The sequence below is a fragment of the Terribacillus halophilus genome (assembly GCF_900162685.1).
GTDB lineage: Bacteria > Bacillota > Bacilli > Bacillales > Amphibacillaceae > Terribacillus > Terribacillus halophilus_A.
In genome coordinates this window covers 1132247-1155696 of sequence record NZ_LT727828.1, presented here as the reverse complement: position 1 = coordinate 1155696, position 23450 = coordinate 1132247, and the positions used below count along the sequence as shown (strand labels likewise).

The following is a 23450-nucleotide window of genomic DNA, read 5'->3' as shown; positions in this document are numbered from 1 at the left end:
TCAGGTTATTTAAAACCCATATGTTTGGTTTAGTTACTATGTGCTCAAGATCTTCTAATCAATCTACCTCCGTCCAATCACCTATTAGCCGTTACATTGATAGGTAATTCCTATCTTTATTCTGTTCAAGTCGGATTAGAAGCATAGTATTTTCTCCTTAATTGTAACTTTTTGTAATATATCCGAAGAAATTCGTAATAATCTACTTATCAATTGGGTATTGTTTCCATGACGGCTTATTGGTGTGTTCTGCAACAAGGTTTATACAAAACGCGTCTTATCCATAACCAGTACGATTACATTTTTGGAGGGATTTTTATGAAGACAAGAAAACATGTAGGATGGTTTATACTTGCATTCGTATTATTTTTGACAGGCTGCGGGGCAGATGGGGCGTCCTCATCAAGTGCAGGAGAAAAAGAAAAAACGCCTACAGCAGACGAAATTCTTAGCAAAAGTTACAACGCTAATGAAGAACTGAATAGTTTTGACATGAGCATGACTACTGATGCAACTATTATGATGGATGGATTAGAACAGACTACAGAATCTAACTTTAGTGGATCCATTGTGCAAGAACCATTTGAGTTTAAACTGAAAATGGAAGCTATGGGAGAAGAGATGGAAACGTATTTAAAGGATGATATATTTTATGTATATGAACCGACGGCTGACATGTGGCTGAAGATGGATAGCGCATCACAAACAAGCATTCCAGATACAAACGAAGCGACACTAAACCCTGCTGACAGACTCAAAGAAATTCAAGAATTGTCAGACAGCATTAAAGTATCCGAGACAGATTCAGCGTACGTGCTGGATGTTGCAATAGCCGAAGACAAGATGATGGAAGTAATGGAAGAACAGTTGGGAACATATATGACGGAAGTGCGAAATGTAGAAGACCTCACGGTTGATAAGTTTGATTACACTGTCACCATTGATAAGAAAACAAACTATATGACAAATACGAAATATGATATGGCTGGCAGCATTGTAGAGGCCGGAACAGAAACTAAATTCAATGGTGTAGTCAATATGGATATGTCTAACTTTAACAGTTTAGAAACGATCAAGCTTCCTCCAGAGGCAGAGACTGCTATGGATCTTTCCACGGAAGGCACACCAGCTGAACCAGACACAACGATAACGTACTAATAAGACAAAAGGCACCAAAGGGACTAATACATCCCTATGGTGCCTTTTTCTAAGTTAAATTTTATATTGTACGTCTGCATCTTTCTCCAGCTCGTCCACTTTTTCAAGCATAACTGTCTGCAGGTTTTGCTGTTCCATAGATGCTTTAAGCTGATCTTTTACTTCCTCATATTTCGGCAAACTATCTTCTTGCTTACTTTCTTTTGCTTGCTGTTCCATTTTTTCATAATAACTCTTCATGTCGTCTTCTGTTACTTCTTTCGGTGACAGCTCGTTCTCAACGTATTTCGTTACAAGCAAGCCTTCCTTTAATTGCTGCTTGTATTCTTCCTCCGTTGAGCCTGTCGCTTTTAATGCTTCAGTAAATTTCTCTTCACTTCCAAGCTGGTCTTTTGTCGATTGCAGTTCTTCGTTTACTTCTTTATCGGATACTTCATAATCATTATTTGTAGCGGCTTGAAGCAGTAATTCATTGCCAACTAGGCTCTTTAGCACTTGGTCCTTAAGTTCCTTGGCAGCATCATCCGTTGTCGGATCAGCACCGCTGGCCTGTGATTGCTGTTGAGCTTGAGCTAGAAGGGCATTATATTCTTTGCCTTTAATTTCTGTTTCATTGACGGTAGCAACTGTTTTATCCGCATCTACTTGCTGTTTCTCGAGTTTCTTCTGCATTTCTTCCATTTGCTTTTGTGCTTCTTCTTGCTGTTTCTGCGCTTCCTCTGTGTCGGCGCTGGATGAATTATCAGATTTATCCTCATCATTCCCGCATGCGGCTAATACTAATGCAAGCACCAGCATCAAGCATAGGGTCGTTAATCGTTTCATATTACAGAAACCCCTCTCTTGTTCTATGGTTACGAATGTAACATCTAAAGATACACAACTCAAGTATACCACGTCTTTTTGGTAGAAAAGTAAGAGAAAGACGCCCGCTGTTCAGGCGTCTTTCTTAGGCAAATTGTTTTTTACGGTCTTTATGGTCCTTTACTACGAGAGCAGCATGTACCGCCCCCGGGACGAAAAATAGCAGCGTTAAGACTAAATTCAGCAATGCTTTGAACGGTTTGCCAGTGAATAATACTGCGACCGGTGGTAATAAAATTGCTAATAGGTACATTAACATAGGACTCCTCCTCTAGGTTGCACTAGTATAGATATACCCATATCTATGTCTTTTGACACCTATTCGCTTTGCACCACGTCACGAGAGACATAAGATAAATATTCCACATCTACTTCTACACCTATTCCCGGACCATCTGGAATGGCGATGCTCCCTCCTTCAACACACAGAGGTTGCTGCAATAAATCACGCGAAAAGTGTCTGTCTGAGCCGGACAAGTCCCCTGGAATCGTGAAACCAGGCAAAGATGCGAGCGCTAGATTATGCGCCTTGGAAATTCCTGATTCGACCATTCCGCCACACCAGACAGGCAAGCCCGCTTGCTGACAAAGGTCATGAATATGAATTGCTGCAGTCATACCTCCAACGCGGCCAATCTTGATATTGATAGTTCGGCAAGCTTCCAGCTCCAGTGCCTGCCAAGCATCTTCTCCGCTTTCCACCGTTTCATCCAGACAGATAGGCGTTTTCATCTGTTTTTGCAGCCGCTGATGCAGCACCACATCGCCTGGTATAAACGGCTGTTCAATCATCTGAAGCTCCAAGCTGTCCAAATCGGTGAGCAGCGGTATATCAGCTTGCTTATACATACCATTTCCATCAATCATGAGCGGCAAGCTAGCGTCGATTTGCTTTACTCGTTCAATTGCCTGCCGCTCTTTGTATTTCTCCACCTTCAGCTTTGCTCGTTCAAAGCCTTGTTGATGGATCAGCTCGATCGTCTGCTCCAAGTTATCCGAAAGACTAATAACAGCTCCAGCTTTCGCTTTTGTTTGCGTCCCGCCAATACAGGAAGCAAGACTCTTATTTTGCTGTTTTGCATACAAATCCCAGACGGCACATTCTACTGCCGCTTTGGCCATTTGATTACCGACAATGCCTGCAAACAGCCCCGGTATTTCCGAAGGGTGTTTCACCTTACTCTCAAATAGGAGCGGGAGCAATGAACGCTGCAGAAGAATCCAGCTAGACGCGACTGTCTCACTCGTATAGAAAGGGACAGCAAAAGCCACTCCTTCCCCGTAACCGACACGCCCTTCTGCATCCTGCAGCTCTAAAATAATTCCTTCTCGTTCATGCAAAGCACCAGCATGCGTAGTGAACGGCTGTTTTAGCGGCAGTGTATAGTTGAATAATCGATAACTTCTTAGCTGCATGATTCGCTGTCCTCTTCCAAAAATTCCTGCAGCTTATATCGCATCAGTTTATTGCTGGCATTTCGCGGCAGCTCCATCACCCAATTCCAGTTCTTTGGAATTTTATAACGAGCGAGTCTTTCTTCACAGAACGCTTGCAGTTCTTCTATACTTACTTCTCGCTGTTTTACCAGAAAAGCTGCAGGCACCATTCCCCAGCGTGCATCTGCTTTCCCAACGACAGCGGCTTCCTGAATGCTAGGATGGCTGGTCAGAATATTTTCCACCTCAGCCGGATAAACATTTTCACCGCCAGAGATAATTAAATCTTTTCTGCGATCAAGCACGTACAAATAGCCTTCTGCATCGGTATAGCCAATATCTCCTGTCGCAAGCCATCCATCCTGAAAAGCGGATGCAGTAGCATCTGCATTGCGGTAATAGCCTTTTGTAATCATCGGTCCCTTTACTTGAATTTCTCCTGTTTCCTCAGGCTGTGCGAGACCAGATGTACCCATGATCCGCAGCTGCGCCGGTACAAGAGCTTTTCCAGCTGATCCGAGTTTCCGGATACTATCTTCTGGACTTAGTGTGACAATTTGCGATGCAGTTTCTGTCATACCGTAGGATTGAAACACCGGGATGTCACGTGTTTTTGCTTCCTCAAGCAGATGAAGCGGAGCAGGGCCGCCTCCGAGCAGCATACAGCGAAACGTTTCAGGATAAGTGATACCATCCTGATCTTGAAGTTGCAGCAACCGCTGCAGCATCACTGTCACAACCGATACAATCGTGACGCCATGCTGCATAATCGCTGTTTGAACAGTTTGTTCATCAAACCTTTTTGTTACATACAACGGCATTCCATAAATAGCGCTCTTGAAGATTGTAGATAAACCGCCTACATGGAACATTGGCAGCGGTGACAGCCATTTGTCATTTTGGGAAAGTCCAAGATTCAGCGCCGACCCAATCGCACTCCACCAATGATTGCCGTATGTATGCGCTACACCTTTCGGATTGCCGGTTGTGCCGGAAGTATAAATGATGCTGAACACGTTATCGAGCGAAAGCTCTGTGCAGCGTGTATATGCTGATACTGCTTGCTGCTCCAGGTTCTCGATTGTGTATACAGCAACACCTGTTTCATCTGCAGCTTTCTTATAAGCTGCGGCAGCAAGCAGCAGATCCGCCTCACTATCTTGCAGCTGGTATGTCCACTCAGACGTTGTTAGTCTTGTATTCAGTAAAATAAGTGTCGCTCCGATATAGCTTAAAGCATGAATAAGCACGATCATTTCTATACTGTTTGGCGACAGCACGGCAACGCGCGAGCCTTTTGTGATACCGAGAGAAGCGAGACATCCTGCGACATTATCTGCCGCTTCATGCAGCTGACGAAATGTAAGCTGCATCCCTTCTGGCGTTTCTGCAGCCAGACGGTTTGGACTGAGTTCAGCTTGCTTTTGCAGCCAATGTGGTATCTTATCCGTCATGTTTATCACTCCTTTTCATAAAGAAGAACCTTTGCAGCATATCGCAAAGGTTCTGTCTTTCTGTCTATTAAGGGAAACGCGGGAATTTCTTGAAGTCAGGCGTGCGTTTCTCTTTAAACGCGTCACGTCCTTCTTTCGCTTCATCTGTTGTGTAATAAAGCAATGTTGCATCTCCGCCCATTTGCTGCAAACCAGCAAGGCCGTCTGTATCTGCATTAAGGGAAGCTTTCAAGAAACGCAATGCTGTCGGAGACATAGAAAGCATTTCTTCACACCATTTTACTGTTTCTGCTTCCAGCTGATCCAAAGGTACAACTGTGTTAACTAAGCCCATATCCAATGCTTCTTGTGCATTGTACTGACGGCATAGGAACCAAATTTCGCGCGCTTTCTTTTGACCGATATTACGCGCAAGCAGACCAGCACCGTACCCTGCGTCGAAGCTACCAACACGAGGACCAGTTTGTCCGAAGATTGCGTTGTCTGCAGCAATTGTTAAGTCACATACAACATGCAGAACATGACCGCCGCCAATTGCATAACCGGAAACCTCCGCTACAACTGGTTTTGGAATAACGCGGATTAAACGCTGCAAGTCTAGTACGTTCAAGCGCGGAACTTGATCTTCTCCTACATAGCCGCCATGACCGCGAACTTTTTGGTCACCTCCGGAGCAGAATGCTTTTTCGCCAACACCAGCTAATACAATAACGCCGATGTTTGAATCGTCACGTGCGTATGTAAACGCGTCGATCAGTTCATTTACTGTATGCGGACGGAACGCATTGCGCACTTCCGGGCGGTTGATTGAGATTTTTGCGATTTGGTTGTACTCTTCGTATAAAATATCATCATACGTACGGGTAGCTTCCCATGTAATTGTCATTATGATTCCTCCATTATATCTGCTTCATCATGAAGCAAGTATCTCTTTACTATTTTATCAAAAATTCGCGGTTGTTCAACATGGACGCTGTGACCAGCTGCTGTAACGATATGTAAAGATGCATTCGGCAGCCGTTTTTCCATCTCCTGATTGATTCCGACGAACTTATGATCCAATGCACCAGCTACCAGGACAACTGGTCTATCCAAAAGGGAAAGCTTGTCCCAATTAGAAATTTGCTTACCTGTTCCCATCGTGCGAAGTGATGCAGCAAGACCGCTTGCCTGCTGAGAAAGCCGCTCCTGTCTGATTTGCTTTTGGATGGAATTTGGTAAACTTTTTTGCGTTTCAAACAGGGGAATGTTTTCCCAAAAGCTGACAAACTCCTCCAACCCCTCTGTCTCCAAACGCTGTGCCAGTCGCTCATCGTGCTGCTGTCTGGCACGTCTTTCTTCCTCTGTGTTCAAACCTGGAGAAGCACTCTCTAACAGAAGACCGCTTACTCTTTCTGGATAACGGCAAGCAAACGATAGAGCTGCTCGGCCGCCCATCGAGTAGCCTATTAGCTTCATTTCGTTAATGCCGTGATTGTCCAGGAACGCTGCAACAGCATCTGTGAAGCGTTCCATTGTACCATCACTAGTGATCGATGTTTTTCCATGCCCCGGCATATCAATTGCTATCACATGATGCGCTGTACTCCAAGATTCGAGAAAAGGCATCCATGTCTGACTCGTACTTGTAAATCCGTGAAACAGCAGCAGCGTGGGGGCTGCTTGTTTATTACCATATTCCACGTAATGAAAATCAAGCATGATGCTGCTCCAAATAAGTTAACAGCTGCTGTTCGGCTTGCTGCCATTTTTCCCGGTGCCAGCTGACATTCGCTTCCCGTTCGGTACGCACTTCAATGAGGTGCATACCTTTTGTTTGGTAGCTTTCTTGTAAAGCACTAGAAAAAGTATTTCGGTCAGCTGCCAATGTGTATGGCAGCTGGTACAAATTCGCTGCGTGGGCGAAATCCAGATTAGTTGGTGTTCCAAATAGTGTCTCAAAATGGGCAGCTTCTTGCGCCTGCGGCAGGAAGGAGAAAATGCCCCCTCCATTATTGTTGATCACAACAATAGTTAGATCAAGACCATAATTCCGCCCAAGCATCAGGCCGTTCATATCGTGATAGAAAGAAAGGTCTCCTATAACAAGCGTCGTTCGTTTGCCGCTGGCAGCAACACCTAGTGCGGTAGAGACAACACCATCAATGCCATTCGTTCCGCGGTTGCACCAAGGCTGGACGTCCTTATCCGTTGCAAAGAAGAAGCTGTCTAAATCGCGTATCGGCATGCTATTTCCAACGAATACATGGCTTTCTGCTGGTGTCTCCTGCAGAACATCCTGAACAGTTGTGCCTTCCGTCAGTTCCAGTTGCGCTGCATCATCTTGCAGCACATCACAGGCAATGCGATTCATCTCTTGCCAAACCGGGAGCCAAGTGTCGCGTTCTCCGGCAGGTTGTTTTGCCAGTGATTGACAAAGAGCGGCAGGATTACAGTAAATGAATTGCGTATGCATTCCCACTGGTTCACGGTAGCCTGCATGGTTTTCGATGACAATATGCTTGGTAGCAGGATTTTCTTTTAGCAAGAATAAATATGGCTTGGATACTGGCATTGCACCGAAGCGGATAATATAATCTGGCTGCAGCTGCTCTCGAACCGATGCTGCTTTCAAGATTGTATCGTACGTTTCGATAATCATATCCTTGTCATGATTTCCGCTTCGCAGCTGCGATAACGGATCTGCTAAGACAGGGAGCTGCCATGCTTTGGCTAACTGCACAACAGATAGTGCGAGCGTCTTATCTTCCTGCGGCCCAACAACTAGCAGCCCTTTCTTACCAGATGCAAGAAGTTCGGCAAGCTGACCGACTACCTGTTCATCTAATTGTGACGTTCCATATAAAGACGGCTCTCCGGTAACCTCACCTGTTGACCAAATATTCTCCATCGTAAAGTCCGGGGTGAGCGGCTCACGGAAAGGGAAATTAAGATGAACAGGACCTGCATTACCCTCCAGCGCTTGCTGCATCGCTCGGGCAGCCTGCTGCTGCACATATCGCAATGCAGCAGGGTTTGCTTCCGGCAGCATCATTTCGTGGAACCATTTGACGAAACCGCCATACATTTGAATCTGGTTGATTGCCTGCGGCGCTCCTACATCACGCAATTCATGCGGGCGATCTGCTGTCAGCAAAATTAACGGAACTCTGCTGTAAAACGCCTCCACAACAGCTGGCATATAATTAGCTGCTGCTGTTCCTGATGTACATACGAGCGCTACCGGTTTTTGGCTTTCCTTTGCCAAACCGAGCGCAAAGAATGCAGCGGAACGCTCATCTAAGTTTACCCACTGCTTCATATGCGGATGCTCTGTCATTAATAAAGCAAGCGGCGTCGATCTGGATCCAGGCGAAATGACAACCTGTTCGACTCCGCTTCGCCAAAGAGCATCCACAAAATGGCCAACATATTTGGTTAACGTTTGAATATGGCTCATTCGGTTACCTCCAGTGCTTCCAGCATCGGACGGAATTTAATTGCTGTTTCTTCAAATTCCATTTCCGGATCGGAATCTTTTACAACGCCGCAGCCTGCAAACAGGACAGCTTGCTTACCATCCAGCAAACCGGAACGAATCGCAACTGCCGTATCACCATTTTGATAGCTGTCCATCCAGCCAATCGGCGCACCATACCAGCCGCGCTCCAGCGGTTCTCTGTCCGCGATAAAAGCAAGCGCTTTTTCCTTTGGCAGTCCGCCCAAAGCAGGTGTCGGATGCAGCTCTTGCACGATTTGCTGCATCGAAGCTCCTTCTTGTAAGTTTGCCGAAACAGGCGTATATAAATGCTGGAGCTGACGTAATTTCATCAATTCCGGTACAGCAGGAAGACGCAGATTATCCGCATATTTGCGAATTACACCTGTTATCATCTCGACAACATATTGATGTTCTTCACGGTTTTTGCTGTCTTCAAGCAGCGCTTCTCCGATCTCGGCATCCGCGGCAGCATCTTTTCCGCGAGGCGCAGTCCCTGCGACACAGCTCGTGTGTAATGTTCCTGCTTCTACACGAACGAGCCGTTCTGGTGTAGCTCCAATGAAGCATGCCGAACCGTTTTCCACTGCAAAAATAAAACTATCTTGCTGACTGTTCATCAAATTTCGAAGTACAGCAGCCGCTTGCAGTTTCTCTGCAAACTCCAGTTTCATTGCTCGCGCTAACACAACTTTATCCAAGTCTGTTGCTTTTATTGTGTCCGTTGCTTCCTTGACTAATCGTTTCCACTCTTGTGAATCGAGCTCTTGCTTATTTGTCAGCTGCATTGGAGAAGCTGACATCGAACCATCAGCCATCAGCGTCTTAAGCTGCTCTAAAATAACCGTAACAGCCTCATTTACATGAGAGCCATCCACAAGCTGATTAATTGTTATATAATAGTTTGCCTCTGTTTTGGTCAAAGTAAAAGCAGGGATACGATATTGCGTAGCAGGAAAGTCCTTCCATAGCTGACGCAGCTGCTCTGTTTGAAAGTTGTTTCCGCAAAAGGCGACTGGCCCTGTTCCGGGTACCGCCGAAAGATTGTGAACTATTGCACTTTCTATAACATGCTCCCATTCCTGAGATGAACGCATATCCATAATGGCTGGCCCTGCACCAACCAAGTAAAAATCATCTTTCTGGCTATACCAGAAATGTCGCTCTCCTTCTAAAGAAGAACCATTGGCGAAGAAAAGGAGTGGATCAATGCCACTGATCTTTTCTGTCCAGCTTACTAGTGTTTGCTGCCCATTTGGTACGGCAGCGTTACGAAGAAAAGACTCGAAGTCTGTCATATATTGTTGAATCATTTTTTCCGACCTCCACATTACTGCAAGGACAAGTTTGTTCGTTAACGTACATTTCAGATGTCCTTCCCTATTCTATTCCCTTTTTCACTGATTAACAAGGACTAGCACTTGATTACTTATCTTAAGTAAGTAATTTACGTTGACAGGCTTTGTCTGTTTCCCTAAAATTAATATGATATAATGCTCTGCATTTATAAGGAGAGAAAGTACTATGCAATCTATCGGAAACGATAATGTGCGCCAAGCACTGAATGAGCGCGATGGCTTTCAGGTGTGGTGGCGTCTTATGCGTCCACATACATTGACAGCATCCTTCGTGCCTGTTTTCATCGGAACGATGCTTGCTGCATTAGATGGATCAATCAACTGGCTGCTTTTCGGAGCTATGCTGCTTGCTTGTATTCTCATCCAATGTGCAACGAATATGTTCAATGAATACTATGATTTTGTCCGCGGACTGGATAATGAACAGTCTGTCGGAATCGGCGGTACAATTGTACGCGATGGTATCAAGCCGAAAACTATTTTGACACTTGCGCTGGTCTTTTATGCCATCAGCATGCTGTTAGGCATCTATATTTGTATAGAGTCCAGCTGGTATATCGCTTTGATTGGGCTTGCATGTATGCTATGCGGCTATTTGTACACAGGCGGTCCCTACCCTATCTCTTATACACCGTTTGGTGAGTTAACATCCGGCGTATTCATGGGTGCTATCATTATTTGCATCACGTATTACATCCAGACGCTCACACTGACTGGAAGTGTCGTACTGATCAGCATTCCGACTACTATTTTCATTTCTTGCATCAATTTCGCTAATAACTTGCGAGATCACGATGGAGATAAAGCAAATGGCAGACGAACTGTTGCCATCTTACTCGGCCGTCCAAAAGGGGTTGCCTTTATGGGAATCTGCTTTATTGTCAGTTATGTTATTACAGCTGTGTTCATTGCAGTCGGATTGCTGCCAATCTGGGCTGTCATCACGTTCCTATCAATTAAGAAAGCGCGTGACGCTTACCGAGGCTTCCTTGGTAAAACACACCCCCTAGAAATGATGCCTGCTATGAAAGCAACTGGACAAACGAATACGATTTATGGTTTATTGCTTGTGATTGCATTGCTAATCCAGCAATTTGTACCATTTTCATTCTAATGAAAAAAGCGGGCAGGCTGCCCGCTTTTTTTCTATAGGTTTAATCTCGAAACGGACGGGAAATACATTACATACAGAAAGCAGGTTGGAACAATGGATTTTTCAAACACAATGATGGAGCAGCTGCACATGCGGGTTATCGAAGCAAAGCCAGAGCAAGTGGTGATGGAAATGCCAGTTGGCCCGCACAACCGTCAGCCATTGGGCTACTTACATGGCGGTGCCAGTGTTGCACTGGCTGAAACGGCAGCAAGCATCGGTGGCAATCTGCACGCAGATCCAGCCACACAGGCTGTCTTCGGTTTAGAGATTAATGCGAATCATATTCGCAGCGTCCGATCAGGTATCGTGACGGCCGACGCCACGCCGATTCACATCGGTAAATCGACGATGATTTGGCAAATTAAAATTTTGGATGATAACAACGACCTGCTCTCTATCGCACGCTGCACGCTAGCTGTAAAAACGAAACGGCAGTAAAGGAGATGGAAAAGAGAATGGATAAAGATAAATTGAATAACTACCGCGAACAATTGCTTGCCATGAAGGCAGAAGCAGAAGAACAAATAAAGGGAAATGACAGTTATGATAGCGCCAAAGAACTCCCAAATGATTCAATCGGTGAAATGTCCACTGTTGTAAACCATCCTGGTGACCTTGGCACAGAACTGCATGACCGAGAAACAGCGCAAACGTTGAAAGAATCCGCACGTGAACGCCTGCGCGATATCGAGGATGCATTGGACCGCATAGAAGAAGGAACATATGGCTTAAGTGAAAAATCTGGTAAACAGATTCCTGAAGAGCGTTTGCAAGCAGAACCGACAGCACGTTTACTCGTCGAAGAACAAGCAGAAGAGGAAGAAGCAAGAAGAATATAAAAAAATTGAGCATAAGAAAAGGCACCCTCGCAGGGTGCCTTTGTTAATTGCGGCGTGTAAAGCCATGTGGCCACATCCACACGTGTCTAAGACGTGCTTTACCGACTTATGCAATTCAGCTCATCGCTAGACTATTGTAGCATGAACAAGTATTTGGCGCAACAACTATTTCGTCTCACAAAAAAACTCCCAATTGGGAGCTTTTTTATGCCGCTGCGGAACCAGAACGTTTGCGTTTCACGAACCATGGCTTCAGTTTCGCAAATAGCGGAACGAAGACGATTGCGATAATGATACCTTTGATAAAGTTAAAAGGAACAATACCAGCAATGACTGCTAACCATTTCGCTTCTGGACCCATAGACGGATAACCTGCGAACATGATATATAGCGGTAAAACGACAAAATAATTCAGCAAACCCATTCCAATTGCCATGACCACTGTTCCTGTTGCCAGACCGGAAACGAGCGTACGTTTGCTCGCTTTGAATTTATGGTAGAAATAAGCGACCGGCAAGACGAACATCATGCCTGCCAGGAAGTTAGCTACGACACCTACAGGATCACCTGCTCCTGTAAAGATAAGATATAATAAGTTCTTAATTGCCTCGACTGCAACACCTGCCATTGGTGAAAAAAGCAATGCAGCTAGTAACACCGGCACTTCACTAAAGTCAATCTTCAAATAAGCTGGAAGCAATGGAAGCGGGAAATTGAGCAGCATGAGCACCATGCTAATCGCCCCCATTAGAGCAATCGTAATCGTTTTTGTTAAATTGGATGAACGCATATTCGTTCTCCTCCTTCATCATATTCATCGATTCTAACTCTTGATGAAGGGGAAGCCAGCTTATTTACGTTAAAAAGCCCCGGAGCATCACGCTCTGGGGCTTGGAATATACGCAAATAAGCGGAAGACGTTTCACGTACGGAAACCGTACGGAAAGCAAGGATAGCCAAATTGGCATCCCTCTTCTGCTTCGTATCTTCTCCCATCCAGACTTTCACTGTCGGTCCCGGACTTGCACCGGATCAGCCGCAGAACAATTGTCCTGCGGGTCACGGACTTCAGCAGAAATCCTGCTGTCACCGTCGGTCGGGAATTACACCCTGCCCCGAAGATAGAATCGATATGGATTTGTTATTTTATTATACCTGCTTTCAGCAGATTTGCAACCCCTTTGCTTACAAGTCTAATGGGTTCAGACTTTCTTCACCAGAGAGGTTTGTCAGGAATTTTACCAGCAAATCAATTTCCTGCTGAATGACGTGCAAGCTGACCGTTTCAACTGGAGAATGCATATAGCGTAATGGAAGCGAGACAAGTGCTGTTGATACTCCTTTGCCAGCATAGCGCATCTTATCCGCATCCGTTCCTGTATGACGAGGTGTTAGTTCATATTGCAAAGGAATAGCCAGTTCTTTGGCTGCTTGCTCGAGCAGCTGGTTGGCTTTTCGATTAATAGGCGCTCCCTTAGCAAGAACCGGCCCGCCATCCAAGCTGACATCAACAACCTTCCGTTTGTTCACACCTGGATGGTCCGTTGCAAATGTTACATCACAAGCAATCGCAAGGTCAGGCTGAATACCTGCAGCTGCAAAATAAGCACCACCCATGTTTGTTTCTTCATTCACTGTACTTACAGCATAAACACCAACGTTTACTTTTTCCTCTTTCAGTCTGCGCATCACTTCGCCGACAATAAAAGAGCCGGTCCGGTTGTCGAGTCCGCGTCCAGTCAGATAGCGATCCATTAGGACAGATGGCTGACGCTGATACACAATCAAATCGCCTACTTGAACATATTGTTCTATCTCCTGTTTGGATACCGCTCCGCAATCAATATACAAATCCGGAAGCTCAAAATCTCCTTTTACTCCGCCAAGATGCATGGCATTCACACCAACAACACCAGGAATTGTCTTGTTAAACCCCAACACTTGCACTGTCATTCCCAATGCTGCTTTGGCGTTAAATCGTCCCATCTCATCAATACGCAAGAACCCATTCTCATCAATGCCAGTCACTACCATCGCTATTTCATCACAATGACCCGCAAGCAGCACTTTAAAATCTGCTTCTGGATTCATAACTGCGATCGCATTTCCCGATACATCCGTGCGCATTTCATCTGCAAACGGTGTGTATTCTTTTATCCATTTTTTCTGGATTTCCATCTCATAACTGGATGGCGACGCTGTACGTAGTAATTCCATTAGAAATCCTTGATTATCTAGCTGCATATCTATCCGCCTTTATTATGTAGTATGCTTACACTGTAGCATAAGCTAAGCTTATTTGTTTAGTTTAGCCGACTCCTCGGGTAAACTAAACAGCAGAAAGGATGAGAAATATGACGACATTAAACGAATGGTTTGATAAGGGAATAAACATTGATGCGTACTTGGACGCGATGCAAACACATAAAGAAAATGCAATGTACATTTATGATCACTATGAACTGCCAGCAGATACGGATTTCTTTAATACGCTCCGTTCACAGAAACTGCGTGCTATCATATTAACNATGCTGAACTTACCAATCTTCTACCATATTGCCCAAGCTGGTGCGATTGAAGTCAGCATTCTCTACCGCGATAAAAACTTGGAATTGATGGATCAGTACCTAACGAACGGAAAAAGCCGTTCGATTCCGATTATTATCTTTATTAATCAAAACGGGGACGAAGTAGCAAGTTGGGGTCCGCGGGCACCTGAGCTGCAAGTTTACATCGATGAATCATTCAGCAGTCTTCCTGACAAAGATGCACCCGAATATGAAGAAAAACGTGATCAGATGCTTACGTTTATCACGAAATCTTATCGTGATAACGAAGACTTCTGGCACCGTGTGTATGCAAGCATGAAAAGAGGCTTACAGGAAGCATAAAAACATCCGTTATGGATGTTTTTTTGTTTACACACTTTTATTTTAAGTTGTTATTTGTCTCTCCAGTTCGGCCAGTACATAACTATTCGGACCTTTTTCTAGCAGCTGATAATACAAACTTAGCTTGGAAAGCATAGCAACCCTTTGCCGAATCATATTCTTTTCTTCGCTTTTGTAGCTCGATAACACTAACTCCATAAATTCTGTACTCACCTGTGCTATTCCAGCAAAATCAATTGCCGGATCACCAATATGCATGTCACTGAAATCCAATACACCAAGCTTCCGGAAAGGTTCCTCAGCTAATAGATGGGCTGGCCGCAAGTCACCATGAACAACCGTGCTGCAAACTGGCTGATAGTTGCTAAACAAGTGCTCCGTATATGCAGCCACTCTAGCCGGCAGCTGAGGATAGAAGTTTCTAATCTGTCTTAAGAAACGTTCATAGTACGTTTTATCTCTTCTTGGCAGTCTATAATACGTGACAGATACACGATGCAACTCGGTGAGAAAGCTGCCCAGCTGGTGAGCAGCCTGTTTTAAATCAGTCTTTGACATGCTTGCCTGGATAGGAAAACCTGGGATGTACCGATAGAGCATCACTTCCTGACCATCCGCTGTCATGCAGACACGCGATGACGGGAGTGCGACCGCAGTTCTCACCTTCAACTCTTTCAGCAGCTTACCCTCTTCTCTTGGAATGTCTCGCTTGTCTCTAGGCACCCGCAGTATCCATTGCTGGTTAATCACATAAATCTTATGATCCCAGCCTGTATCATTTGTTTCTATTTGTTTGATTGGTTCATCCAAATATGCCTCCAACCAGCTAAAATTGTTCACACGCTTCCTCTCCTGCCCCTTTTGTTTAAAGCTATTTATTATACATATACTAACAAACATCAAGGAGGGGTAGCATGGTCTTCCAATTTTTGCGGCGCTTTTATTTCCGGCTCCCTATATTTATTCGACTCATATCTACTGTGCTAATTGTCATGGTAGTGTTTGGCGTTTGTATGCGTCATATTGAACCTGAACAGTTTCCGACTTATTTTGATGGTATATGGTGGGCTTTTGTCACTGCTTCTACAGTTGGTTATGGCGATTTGATTCCGGAAACGCTGAATGGAAAAATTCTCGCAGTTATTCTCATTCTTTCTGGTGCCGGCCTTGTTAGTATTTATTTATCAACGATTGCTGCGTCGACGGTAGAATACTCACAGAACCTATCAAAAGGCTTGACGGCATTTAAAGGTACCAACCACATTATTATCGTCGGCTGGAACGAACGAGCCAGAACCATGCTAAAACGACTTACAGATAAACATCCAGAACTGCCGGTCGTGCTAATTGATCGAACATTGACTAGCCTTCCTTACAAAAAGCACGCCCTACATTTCATCCGCGGAGATGCATCAGAAGACAAAACGTTAGAGAAGGCGAATATCCAGCATGCAAAAGCAGCCATTATAACAGCGAACACAGGGAATAATGAAAAGCAGAGTGATTATATGACGATTATGACCACCATTGCGATGCGAGGCAATAACACAGAGCTTACGATTATTGCAGAAGTATTAACAAAGAGTCAAAAAGAGAACGTGCGGCGAGCTGGCGCTGATACTGTCATCCGGTCTAATGATTTTGTAAGTACACTTTTTTATCATGAGTTATTTCACAAAGAAAAGAGAAGTCATTTAGAACTGTTACTACACTTTTTACAGGAGCAGGAAATCAGAATGAGTCCGTTGCCTCAGGAATTAGTGGACGCTAGTTTTTTCGAAGTTACACGCTATTTCGCTCGTAAAGACAAAACTGCAATTGGCTTTATGCGGGGAGATAGAATTGATATGAGTCCTGATTTTCAAGAACCAATGCAAGCAGAAGACAGCGTCATCACTCTGCAGCACATCAAATAAAAAATCCCTTCCGCTGCAAAGCGAGAAGGGATTTTATCATTTTATAGTCTTTTTTCTAACGCTGCTTTTTCTTCCTCGAACCCAGGCTTGCCAAGAAGCGCAAACATGTTCTTCTTATACGCTTCTACTCCTGGCTGATCAAACGGATTAACGCCAAGCAAGTATCCGCTGATGGCACATGCTTTTTCGAAGAAATACACAAGATACCCGAAGCTGAACGGATCCAATGCAGGAACTTCAACAACCAAGTTCGGCACATCACCATCTGTATGCGCCAGCAATGTTCCTTGGAATGCTTTGCGATTCACTTGGTCAACAGTTTGTCCTGCAAGATAATTCAATCCATCCAGGTCTTCCTCTTCTGCTTCGATTGTCACATCAGAAACAGGCTGTTTTACTTGCACAACTGTTTCGAACAAATCACGGCGACCTTCTTGTACGTATTGACCAAGAGAATGCAGATCGGTTGAGAAGTTAGCAGAAGCTGGGAATAACCCTTTCAGATCTTTGCCTTCACTTTCGCCGAACAATTGCTTCCACCACTCACTGAAATATTGCAATGCTGGCTCATAGTTGACGAGCAGTTCAATTGTTTTCCCTTTGTTGTAAAGTACATTACGAACAGCTGCGTATTGATATGCCGGATTTTCCTGCAAATTCGCATTCGAAAGCTCTTCTTGTGCTTGTTTTGCACCAGACATGATGCTATCGATGTCGACACCAGCTGCAGCAATTGGCAAAAGACCGACTGCTGTAAGAACAGAGAACCGTCCGCCTACATCATCAGGAATGACGAATGACGCATAGCCTTCTTTTGATGCCAGCGTCTTTAATGCGCCTTTTTCTTTATCTGTCGTTGCATAAATCCGCTTGCGTGCTTCTTCCACGCCGTACTTTTCTTCAAGATATTTTTTAAAGATACGGAAAGCAATTGCCGGTTCCGTTGTTGTACCGCTTTTAGAGATAACATTCACACTGACGTCTTTATCCTTAATTGCGTCCATAAGCTGGTTTAAATACGGCGCACTGATGCTATTGCCGACAAAGAATACTTGCGGTGCTTGACGATCTTCTTTTGAGAGCACGTTGAAAAAGCTATGTGTCAAAGCTTCAATCGCCGCTCGAGCACCAAGGTAAGATCCCCCAATACCAACAACCAGCAAAACATCGGAATCCGATTTAATCTTCTCTGCTGCTTGTTTGATTCGTGCAAATTCTTCTTTGTCATAATCTGTCGGCAGGTTCAGCCAGCCTAAATAATCATTGCCTGCACCTGTTTTATTATGTAGTTGATCATGCGCAGCTTGTACGAGTGGCGCCAAATAGTTTACTTCCTGTTCGCCAATATATGGCATTGCTTTTTTATAATCAAATCCGATGTGTGTCATAATCATCCTCCTTGAAACTGCTTTCTTATTTCACTTTACCGAATCTCCCAATGTTTAGCAAGAATTGTTACAGGAATAAAATCCGTTAAACAAAGCATGCTAATAAAGATTTATCATCCGCTTCACGAAATGGAGGTTATGCAGTTGAATTTAGTTACACGTATTGCTCTCGTTCTTGTCATCATCGGTGCAATTAACTGGGGACTAGTCGGTTTATTCAACTACGACTTGGTAGCAGGTATCTTCGGTAATGGCAGCCAAGCTGCTGCTTTCCCGCGGATTATTTACAGCCTAGTCGGCTTGGCTGGTCTCGTATCGATCTCCGCTTTGTTTTTAGAGCGTAAAGAAGTCGAGCAAGCATCAACAAACAAGGCATAAACGATAAATCAAAAAAGACCCCCTGCCACGTGCAGGGGGTCTGTTCTGTCTTATTTGCGTTTGTCTTCTGTTTGTTTAATCCAATCCTGCAACTTGTCTTTCAATGTGTTGAAACCAGCTGGTGCTTCTTGGGAAGCAGCTACAGCTTGTTTTTGATTGTTTTGCGGCTTAGCTGGTGCTTCTTCTGTAGCACGGATAGATAGAGAATACTTACCGCTATCTTCATTGATATCTAAAATTTTAACCTTAACTTCGTCACCTACAGAAAGGTGCTCGCTGATATCTTTTACGAAACCATGTGTTACTTCTGAAATGTGAACCAAACCTTGTACTTGCTCATCCAATGCAACAAACGCACCATAAGGCTGAATACCTGTTACTTTTCCTGTCAATACTTGTCCTTGTTCGAACTTCTCTGCCATACTAAACAACTCCTGATATTTTCTACTTTAGTCGCAATAAACAATTTTATCATAGTCAGCCGAATTCGGCAAAATTTATCAAGAATTTCACAAATAAGGTTTATGTTTGAGTCATTCTGGCAATACATAGTACTGTAAGACTTTCTCGTATTCCCCCTGTAGGCAAAGCGATGCGCATCGCTTTGCTTTTTTTTGCATATAAAGACTAAAACGAGCGAGACTATACCTAATTGCAGGTAAAGGGGCAGCGCGAATGTCTTGTTCAACAGGTATTTTTTATTTTAACGGGGTTGCGGTCGATTATAAGACATATCCTTCGTACAATACAGGAACCTCCAAAACGATCCTTCTTCTTCATGGTTTTCTTGCTTCCCAATATTGTTTTCATCATCTGATTCCAGAGCTGCGGCGCAATTACCGTGTCCTCACCTTAGATTTCCCTCCTTTTGGTCAAAGCGGCAAACATGCAGAAACGGCTTTTTCGTATGACGACTATACCAGCCTGCTTTCTGCTCTTTTAACACATTTGGATATCGGTCGACTGGATATCGCAGGTCACTCCATGGGAGGTCAGATTGCAATGCGGTTTTCCTATCACTATCCAAAGATAGTTAATCAGTTATATTTGTTTGCGCCTTCCAGCTATATGCTGCCAACAGATTCCTTTAGCAGCCTCGTTGCTTCGAGTCATTTCTTTCCCAGTTTTATAAAATTAATTTTTGAGGCTGGCAGTGTCGTCCGCTTTTTGCAGCATCTTGTTGCCAGCCCAAACAGTATTTCGCTCCGCATGGTGGTCGCATACAGCATTCCATTTATGGATCAACGTTTATTTTCTTCCTTGGCTACCTTTATCCAACACCGGGGCGGCGATTTGCCAAATGACTGCATCCAGCAAATACAAACTCCCGCGACAATATTCTGGGGCAGTCAAGATCCCTTACTGCCGCCATCGATTGGCTACAGACTGCTAGCTGAAATGCCGAAAGCGACACTGCATGTTTTTCCAGACGCAGGACACCTATTACCGGAAGAAATTCCAGATACGCTAACCGCTTATATGATGTAATCATTCATTTCGCTTTTCGAAACGACCTAGCCTATAATGGGGATAGAAGTGAAGAAAGGAGTGCGGGATATGCATAATTTTGAAACCGTACATGACCGGAGGAAAACTCGTTCCGTAAAATGGGATAACTTACAGGCATTATATGGCGGAGAAGACGTCCTGCCGATGTGGGTTGCAGATATGGATTTCCAATCTCCGCGCGCAGTGATTCATGCACTGAAAGATAAGGCAGAGCATGGTATCTATGGATACACGATGACAGACGCCAGCATTGCGAAAGTCGTCAGCAGATGGGTAGAAAAGCGCCACGGCTGGAGAATCAAACCGAGCTGGCTCTTATACAGTCCTGGTGTCGTAACAAGCTTACATATGGCGATTCAGACATTTACCAACCCAGGTGACCAAGTTATCATTCAAACACCAGTCTATACTCCTTTTTATAGCGTAGTTAAACAGCACGATCGGAAATTAGTGGAGAATCCACTGCTTGAAGACAACGGTGTATATACAATGGATCTTGAGCACTTAGAGACATGCTTCCGAAATGGAGCAAAAGCGATGATTCTATGTAATCCTCATAACCCAGTTGGACGTGTCTGGACGAAGCAAGAGCTGGAGCAGCTGGCTGCCTTATGTCAGACATATGATGTTTTACTTCTTTCAGATGAGATTCATGCTGATTTGATTCACAGCGGCCATCAGCATATCCCAATTGCTTCTTTATCGGAAGACATGAGCAAACGCACACTGACGTTCTTATCTCCATCGAAAACATTCAACATTGCTGGACTGCAAGTATCTTATGCAATTGTACAGGAAGAAGAAAAGCGCCAGCAGCTGCAGGAAACATTTACGAAGCAAGGCATTCACATGCTGAATACGATGGCTGTAGCGGCGTTGGAAGCTGCTTATACGGAAGGCGAAGAATGGCTGACAGGTTTGCTCGACATCTTGGCCGTGAATAAGCAGCTGGTAGAAGAGGCCTTGGCAGACACTCCGCTAATAAAGCCAATTCCGTTGGAAGGAACGTATTTAGTTTGGCTGGATTGTCGTAATATGAAGCTGAACCAAAAAGACCTAATGGATTTCTTTGCGAATAAAGCAAAACTTGGTTTTAACGGCGGCGAACAATTCGGAGATGCTGGGACAGGATACGTGCGTATGAACATCGCTTGCCCGCCAGAAACGATGCGCGATGCCTTACAGCGTCTGATGAACAGTTTAAAAGGATTTGAGGTGTCACAATGACTACTACGATTGACAGTGTCGTGAAAGCGCGATATAAAACAGGCAGCTATGTAGGGAAGGTAAAAGAAGAGCGCGGAAAATTCTTCTTGGTGGAAATCCTTGCTGTACTTAAGCATCCGCAGCAAGGAGACTTGCACAACCCGAAACAAACTGAAGATGTTTTCTTCCACGAACGTCGAGCGCTCGCTCACCACGAAAAAGCAAATATACCAAAGACGGCTGTATCCGGATACGAAGAAGATGTACCTGCGTACACCGAGTCACTGCGGACAGCACTCGAGCAGCTTCAGCAAACGTTACATAACGAACCTGCTTCCCCTTACCAGCAGCTGGCACTTGCCAATTTGGCTGCTTTAGAGAAAGACTACTTTGGATAAACAAGAAAGGGCGGAAGCATATGCTTCTGCCCTTCTTATGCTGCTAGCCCAGACCACGGCGATCTAAACAGCAAGCAAAGCAGTGTGCTCGATAAGAGAGCACAAAAAAAGCCGGAGAATATCTCCAGCTTTTCCGTCAACTCAAATGGTTTTCCAGCACTTCTTGAATGCCTGCCATCGCGTCTTCCTTATCTTGTCCATCAATTGTAATCAGAATCTCTCCGCCTTGCGGAACGCCTAATGACATGACACCCATAATGGATTTAAGATTCACTTTTTTCTGCTTGTATGTAAGCCCAATTTCGGAATTGAATTGGCTAGCTTTATTAACGAGCAATGTTGCAGGACGCGCGTGGATACCAGTCTCGCTCGTAATCGTAAATGTTTTCTCTTGCATTGTGATTCCCTCCAAAGCAAATTGCACATGTATGATAATGTGAATGATGTAACATTACTATTATAAGTGAAAAGAAAGCGGTTTTAAATGCAATAGACACTTTTTTAAGTTTAAAAACAGCTTTTTACCAGAACATTGAGTTTCTCTAACTTTTGTGGTAATTTTGACACATCTAGAAAAGAGGAGTGCTGTCATGAGTGTACATATAAACGCGGAAGCTGGTCAGATTGCAGACAAAATTCTGCTTCCAGGTGACCCCCTGCGTGCGAAATATATCGCAGAAACATTTTTAGAAGATGCTGAACTTTATAATGACGTAAGAGGCATGTATGGTTACACAGGTACATACAAAGGAGAAAGAATTTCTGTACAAGGTACTGGCATGGGTGTTCCTTCCATCAGCATCTACGTTAATGAACTTATCCAAAGCTATGGTGTGAAGAAATTGATTCGTGTCGGTACTTGCGGAGCCATTCAAAAAGACGTAAACGTGCGTGACGTTATCCTCGCTTCCACTTCCAGCTCTGATTCTCAAATGAACAGACAGGAATTCGGTTCCGTTGATTTCGCTCCTACTGCTGACTTCGACCTCCTGTTGAAAGCATATGAAGCTGGTAAGGCAAAAGATCTTAATCTTCGTGTAGGTAATGTGTTTACAAGTGATCGCTTCTATCGTGACAATACGTTAGAATTTTACGGAAAGCTTGCTGATTACAACGTATTGGCTGTAGAAATGGAAACAACAGCACTTTACACACTTGCTGCAAAATATGATTGCCAAGCATTGTCTGTTCTAACTGTAAGCGATCATATCCTGACTGGCGAAGAAACAACGTCAGAGGAACGTCAAACAACTTTCAGTGACATGATGGAAATCGCATTAGATGCTGCAATTCAGGCGTAGAAGAAGGCTTCTGCGCCTTTTTCTTTACCTACATTGTAAACCTTAACAAAATTTAAGTTGACAATGTAAAGCATCTTGTTTACTATGTTGCCAAGGAGTTGATACGGATGAATCGAACAGGAAAATTGACCGCAAGTGCTATGTTTGTCGGACTGATGACAGTCGGCGCGAATATATCAGTATGGCTGCCTTTTCTGGCTGTACCAATTGGCGGGCAAACGGTACCACTCTCGCTGCAGCCTTTTTTCGCTATTCTGGCGGGCCTCTTATTAGGGTATAAATGGGGAGCTTACAGCATGAGCTGTTATGTGCTGCTCGGGCTTACTGGATTGCCCATTTTTGCGGATCTTTCCGGAGGATTCGGTGTGTTTGCAGGACCGACTGGCGGTTTTCTGCTATCTTTTATCGCCATTGCATTTGCCGCAGGATTTATCATGGAGAAAACTGCTTTCAACAATCGCGTATTTGCGGCAGCATTTGTCGGACTGCTCGTTAATTACCTGTTCGGCGTGACATATATGTACGGCGCCATGCAGCTCTGGCTTGGGGTGGATATTAGCTATAAAACTGCTTGGATCAGCATGCTCCCCTTCCTCGTCAAGGACTTCTGCTTCAGCATGCTGGCAGCCTTTTTCTTTCCAAAGGTCGCCCGTGCTTTCGGAAAAAGTAAAGTGTCTTATAATACTTCGTTTAAATGACATTTTCTCAGGGAAGTTTAG

General features: G+C 44.4%; 27 protein-coding genes and 1 riboswitch. Of the genes, 12 read left to right on the top strand and 15 right to left on the bottom strand.

The window, feature by feature from the left end; genetic code table 11:
- Positions 1-318 precede the first annotated feature (318 nt).
- On the top strand, positions 319-1158 hold the full coding sequence (locus B1K52_RS10360; RefSeq protein WP_077307933.1) for a DUF6612 family protein: 840 nt from the start codon (positions 319-321) through the stop codon (positions 1156-1158).
- 54 nt (positions 1159-1212) lie between these two features.
- Here B1K52_RS10360 and B1K52_RS10355 read toward each other — a convergent pair whose 3' ends face one another.
- From B1K52_RS10355 to B1K52_RS10320, 8 genes are all read right to left on the bottom strand, one after another.
- Positions 1213-1983, bottom strand: a complete 771-nt coding sequence (locus B1K52_RS10355; protein WP_077307931.1) for a SurA N-terminal domain-containing protein — start codon at positions 1981-1983, stop codon at positions 1213-1215.
- A gap of 124 nt (positions 1984-2107) precedes the next feature.
- Complete coding sequence (locus tag B1K52_RS10350; protein WP_077307929.1) at positions 2108-2281, bottom strand: YqaE/Pmp3 family membrane protein; 174 nt, start codon at positions 2279-2281, stop codon at positions 2108-2110.
- Positions 2282-2340: 59 nt separating this feature from the next.
- The gene (gene menC, locus B1K52_RS10345; protein ID WP_077307927.1) at positions 2341-3438 is read right to left on the bottom strand and encodes an o-succinylbenzoate synthase; all 1098 of its coding nucleotides are present in this window, start codon (positions 3436-3438) and stop codon (positions 2341-2343) included.
- Complete coding sequence (locus B1K52_RS10340; protein WP_077307925.1) at positions 3429-4913, bottom strand: o-succinylbenzoate--CoA ligase; 1485 nt, start codon at positions 4911-4913, stop codon at positions 3429-3431. Before B1K52_RS10340 ends, menC begins: the two co-directional genes overlap by 10 nt.
- 67 nt (positions 4914-4980) lie before the next feature.
- Positions 4981-5799, bottom strand: coding sequence for a 1,4-dihydroxy-2-naphthoyl-CoA synthase (gene menB, locus B1K52_RS10335; protein ID WP_077307923.1), 819 nt, complete (start codon positions 5797-5799; stop codon positions 4981-4983).
- The gene (gene menH, locus B1K52_RS10330; RefSeq protein WP_077307921.1) at positions 5799-6614 is read right to left on the bottom strand and encodes a 2-succinyl-6-hydroxy-2,4-cyclohexadiene-1-carboxylate synthase; all 816 of its coding nucleotides are present in this window, start codon (positions 6612-6614) and stop codon (positions 5799-5801) included. Before menH ends, menB begins: the two co-directional genes overlap by 1 nt.
- The gene (gene menD / locus B1K52_RS10325) at positions 6607-8352 is read right to left on the bottom strand and encodes a 2-succinyl-5-enolpyruvyl-6-hydroxy-3-cyclohexene-1-carboxylic-acid synthase (protein WP_077307919.1); all 1746 of its coding nucleotides are present in this window, start codon (positions 8350-8352) and stop codon (positions 6607-6609) included. The genes menH and menD overlap by 8 nt, the downstream gene beginning before the upstream one ends.
- Positions 8349-9704, bottom strand: coding sequence for an isochorismate synthase (locus B1K52_RS10320; protein ID WP_179106526.1), 1356 nt, complete (start codon positions 9702-9704; stop codon positions 8349-8351). The genes menD and B1K52_RS10320 overlap by 4 nt, the downstream gene beginning before the upstream one ends.
- 211 nt (positions 9705-9915) lie before the next feature.
- Between B1K52_RS10320 and B1K52_RS10315 the strand changes: the two genes are divergently transcribed.
- The 3 genes from B1K52_RS10315 (at position 9916) to B1K52_RS10305 (ending at position 11744) form a co-directional block, all read left to right on the top strand.
- Complete coding sequence (locus B1K52_RS10315; protein ID WP_077307915.1) at positions 9916-10863, top strand: 1,4-dihydroxy-2-naphthoate polyprenyltransferase; 948 nt, start codon at positions 9916-9918, stop codon at positions 10861-10863.
- Between the two features lie 93 nt (positions 10864-10956).
- Positions 10957-11343, top strand: coding sequence for a hotdog fold thioesterase (locus B1K52_RS10310; RefSeq protein ID WP_077307913.1), 387 nt, complete (start codon positions 10957-10959; stop codon positions 11341-11343).
- Positions 11344-11360: 17 nt separating this feature from the next.
- Positions 11361-11744 carry a TraR/DksA C4-type zinc finger protein gene (locus B1K52_RS10305; protein ID WP_077307911.1) on the top strand — a complete coding sequence of 128 codons (384 nt, stop codon included), beginning with the start codon at positions 11361-11363 and terminating at the stop codon, positions 11742-11744.
- A gap of 205 nt (positions 11745-11949) precedes the next feature.
- Here the strand turns inward: B1K52_RS10305 and B1K52_RS10300 are convergent, their stop codons facing one another.
- The 3 genes from B1K52_RS10300 to B1K52_RS10290 form a co-directional block, all read right to left on the bottom strand.
- On the bottom strand, positions 11950-12534 hold the full coding sequence (locus B1K52_RS10300; protein WP_077307909.1) for an ECF transporter S component: 585 nt from the start codon (positions 12532-12534) through the stop codon (positions 11950-11952).
- On the bottom strand, positions 12516-12752 hold the full coding sequence (locus B1K52_RS17965; protein ID WP_179106525.1) for a hypothetical protein: 237 nt from the start codon (positions 12750-12752) through the stop codon (positions 12516-12518). The genes B1K52_RS10300 and B1K52_RS17965 overlap by 19 nt, the downstream gene beginning before the upstream one ends.
- Positions 12725-12871, bottom strand: a riboswitch (FMN riboswitch). Its footprint overlaps the gene before it by 28 nt.
- Before the next feature lie 58 nt (positions 12872-12929).
- Entirely contained in the window at positions 12930-13988 is a 1059-nt protein-coding gene (locus B1K52_RS10290; RefSeq protein WP_077307905.1) for a M20/M25/M40 family metallo-hydrolase, read from the bottom strand.
- 101 nt (positions 13989-14089) lie between these two features.
- Here B1K52_RS10290 and B1K52_RS10285 point away from each other — a divergent pair, with 101 nt between their 5' ends.
- Complete coding sequence (locus B1K52_RS10285) at positions 14090-14635, top strand: thioredoxin family protein (protein WP_444851937.1); 546 nt, start codon at positions 14090-14092, stop codon at positions 14633-14635.
- A gap of 42 nt (positions 14636-14677) precedes the next feature.
- Here the strand turns inward: B1K52_RS10285 and B1K52_RS10280 are convergent, their stop codons facing one another.
- Positions 14678-15475, bottom strand: coding sequence for a phosphotransferase family protein (locus B1K52_RS10280; protein ID WP_179106524.1), 798 nt, complete (start codon positions 15473-15475; stop codon positions 14678-14680).
- A 74-nt stretch (positions 15476-15549) separates the two neighbouring features.
- Between B1K52_RS10280 and B1K52_RS10275 the strand changes: the two genes are divergently transcribed.
- On the top strand, positions 15550-16551 hold the full coding sequence (locus B1K52_RS10275; protein WP_077307899.1) for a potassium channel family protein: 1002 nt from the start codon (positions 15550-15552) through the stop codon (positions 16549-16551).
- Positions 16552-16592: 41 nt separating this feature from the next.
- On the opposite strand, the gene B1K52_RS10270 is transcribed toward B1K52_RS10275, so the two are convergent.
- Positions 16593-17939 (bottom strand): glucose-6-phosphate isomerase, encoded by a 1347-nt coding sequence (locus tag B1K52_RS10270; RefSeq protein WP_077307897.1) that lies wholly within the window; start codon positions 17937-17939, stop codon positions 16593-16595.
- 144 nt (positions 17940-18083) lie between these two features.
- Here B1K52_RS10270 and B1K52_RS10265 point away from each other — a divergent pair, with 144 nt between their 5' ends.
- Positions 18084-18317: a DUF378 domain-containing protein gene (locus B1K52_RS10265; protein WP_077307895.1), complete on the top strand. Its 234-nt coding sequence runs from the start codon at positions 18084-18086 to the stop codon at positions 18315-18317.
- A 50-nt stretch (positions 18318-18367) separates the two neighbouring features.
- Here the strand turns inward: B1K52_RS10265 and yugI are convergent, their stop codons facing one another.
- The gene (gene yugI / locus B1K52_RS10260) at positions 18368-18739 is read right to left on the bottom strand and encodes a S1 domain-containing post-transcriptional regulator GSP13 (protein WP_077307893.1); all 372 of its coding nucleotides are present in this window, start codon (positions 18737-18739) and stop codon (positions 18368-18370) included.
- Positions 18740-18992: 253 nt separating this feature from the next.
- Between yugI and B1K52_RS10255 the strand changes: the two genes are divergently transcribed.
- The 3 genes from B1K52_RS10255 (at position 18993) to kapB (ending at position 21430) form a co-directional block, all read left to right on the top strand.
- Positions 18993-19805, top strand: coding sequence for an alpha/beta fold hydrolase (locus B1K52_RS10255; RefSeq protein WP_077307891.1), 813 nt, complete (start codon positions 18993-18995; stop codon positions 19803-19805).
- A 69-nt stretch (positions 19806-19874) separates the two neighbouring features.
- Positions 19875-21053 (top strand): MalY/PatB family protein, encoded by a 1179-nt coding sequence (locus B1K52_RS10250; protein WP_077307889.1) that lies wholly within the window; start codon positions 19875-19877, stop codon positions 21051-21053.
- A complete protein-coding gene (gene kapB / locus B1K52_RS10245; RefSeq protein ID WP_077307887.1) occupies positions 21050-21430 on the top strand; it encodes a kinase-associated lipoprotein KapB in 381 nt (126 codons plus the stop codon). The genes B1K52_RS10250 and kapB overlap by 4 nt, the downstream gene beginning before the upstream one ends.
- Before the next feature lie 136 nt (positions 21431-21566).
- Here the strand turns inward: kapB and B1K52_RS10240 are convergent, their stop codons facing one another.
- Positions 21567-21827 (bottom strand): phosphocarrier protein HPr, encoded by a 261-nt coding sequence (locus B1K52_RS10240; RefSeq protein WP_077307885.1) that lies wholly within the window; start codon positions 21825-21827, stop codon positions 21567-21569.
- A gap of 193 nt (positions 21828-22020) precedes the next feature.
- Here B1K52_RS10240 and deoD point away from each other — a divergent pair, with 193 nt between their 5' ends.
- Both deoD and B1K52_RS10230 read left to right on the top strand, forming a co-directional pair.
- Positions 22021-22731, top strand: coding sequence for a purine-nucleoside phosphorylase (deoD, locus tag B1K52_RS10235; RefSeq protein ID WP_077307883.1), 711 nt, complete (start codon positions 22021-22023; stop codon positions 22729-22731).
- A gap of 107 nt (positions 22732-22838) precedes the next feature.
- Positions 22839-23429 (top strand): biotin transporter BioY, encoded by a 591-nt coding sequence (locus tag B1K52_RS10230; protein WP_077307881.1) that lies wholly within the window; start codon positions 22839-22841, stop codon positions 23427-23429.
- Positions 23430-23450 lie beyond the last annotated feature (21 nt).

Coding starts and splice junctions, on each gene's coding strand:
- B1K52_RS10360 (WP_077307933.1), top strand. CDS start 319: ATGAAGACAAGAAAACATGTAGGATGGTTTATACTTGCATTCGTATTA.
- B1K52_RS10355 (WP_077307931.1), bottom strand. CDS start 1,983: ATGAAACGATTAACGACCCTATGCTTGATGCTGGTGCTTGCATTAGTA.
- B1K52_RS10350 (WP_077307929.1), bottom strand. CDS start 2,281: ATGTTAATGTACCTATTAGCAATTTTATTACCACCGGTCGCAGTATTA.
- menC (WP_077307927.1), bottom strand. CDS start 3,438: ATGCAGCTAAGAAGTTATCGATTATTCAACTATACACTGCCGCTAAAA.
- B1K52_RS10340 (WP_077307925.1), bottom strand. CDS start 4,913: ATGACGGATAAGATACCACATTGGCTGCAAAAGCAAGCTGAACTCAGT.
- menB (WP_077307923.1), bottom strand. CDS start 5,799: ATGACAATTACATGGGAAGCTACCCGTACGTATGATGATATTTTATAC.
- menH (WP_077307921.1), bottom strand. CDS start 6,614: ATGCTTGATTTTCATTACGTGGAATATGGTAATAAACAAGCAGCCCCC.
- menD (WP_077307919.1), bottom strand. CDS start 8,352: ATGAGCCATATTCAAACGTTAACCAAATATGTTGGCCATTTTGTGGAT.
- B1K52_RS10320 (WP_179106526.1), bottom strand. CDS start 9,704: ATGATTCAACAATATATGACAGACTTCGAGTCTTTTCTTCGTAACGCT.
- B1K52_RS10315 (WP_077307915.1), top strand. CDS start 9,916: ATGCAATCTATCGGAAACGATAATGTGCGCCAAGCACTGAATGAGCGC.
- B1K52_RS10310 (WP_077307913.1), top strand. CDS start 10,957: ATGGATTTTTCAAACACAATGATGGAGCAGCTGCACATGCGGGTTATC.
- B1K52_RS10305 (WP_077307911.1), top strand. CDS start 11,361: ATGGATAAAGATAAATTGAATAACTACCGCGAACAATTGCTTGCCATG.
- B1K52_RS10300 (WP_077307909.1), bottom strand. CDS start 12,534: ATGCGTTCATCCAATTTAACAAAAACGATTACGATTGCTCTAATGGGG.
- B1K52_RS10290 (WP_077307905.1), bottom strand. CDS start 13,988: ATGCAGCTAGATAATCAAGGATTTCTAATGGAATTACTACGTACAGCG.
- B1K52_RS10275 (WP_077307899.1), top strand. CDS start 15,550: ATGGTCTTCCAATTTTTGCGGCGCTTTTATTTCCGGCTCCCTATATTT.
- B1K52_RS10270 (WP_077307897.1), bottom strand. CDS start 17,939: ATGACACACATCGGATTTGATTATAAAAAAGCAATGCCATATATTGGC.
- yugI (WP_077307893.1), bottom strand. CDS start 18,739: ATGGCAGAGAAGTTCGAACAAGGACAAGTATTGACAGGAAAAGTAACA.
- B1K52_RS10255 (WP_077307891.1), top strand. CDS start 18,993: ATGTCTTGTTCAACAGGTATTTTTTATTTTAACGGGGTTGCGGTCGAT.
- B1K52_RS10250 (WP_077307889.1), top strand. CDS start 19,875: ATGCATAATTTTGAAACCGTACATGACCGGAGGAAAACTCGTTCCGTA.
- kapB (WP_077307887.1), top strand. CDS start 21,050: ATGACTACTACGATTGACAGTGTCGTGAAAGCGCGATATAAAACAGGC.
- B1K52_RS10240 (WP_077307885.1), bottom strand. CDS start 21,827: ATGCAAGAGAAAACATTTACGATTACGAGCGAGACTGGTATCCACGCG.
- deoD (WP_077307883.1), top strand. CDS start 22,021: ATGAGTGTACATATAAACGCGGAAGCTGGTCAGATTGCAGACAAAATT.
- B1K52_RS10230 (WP_077307881.1), top strand. CDS start 22,839: ATGAATCGAACAGGAAAATTGACCGCAAGTGCTATGTTTGTCGGACTG.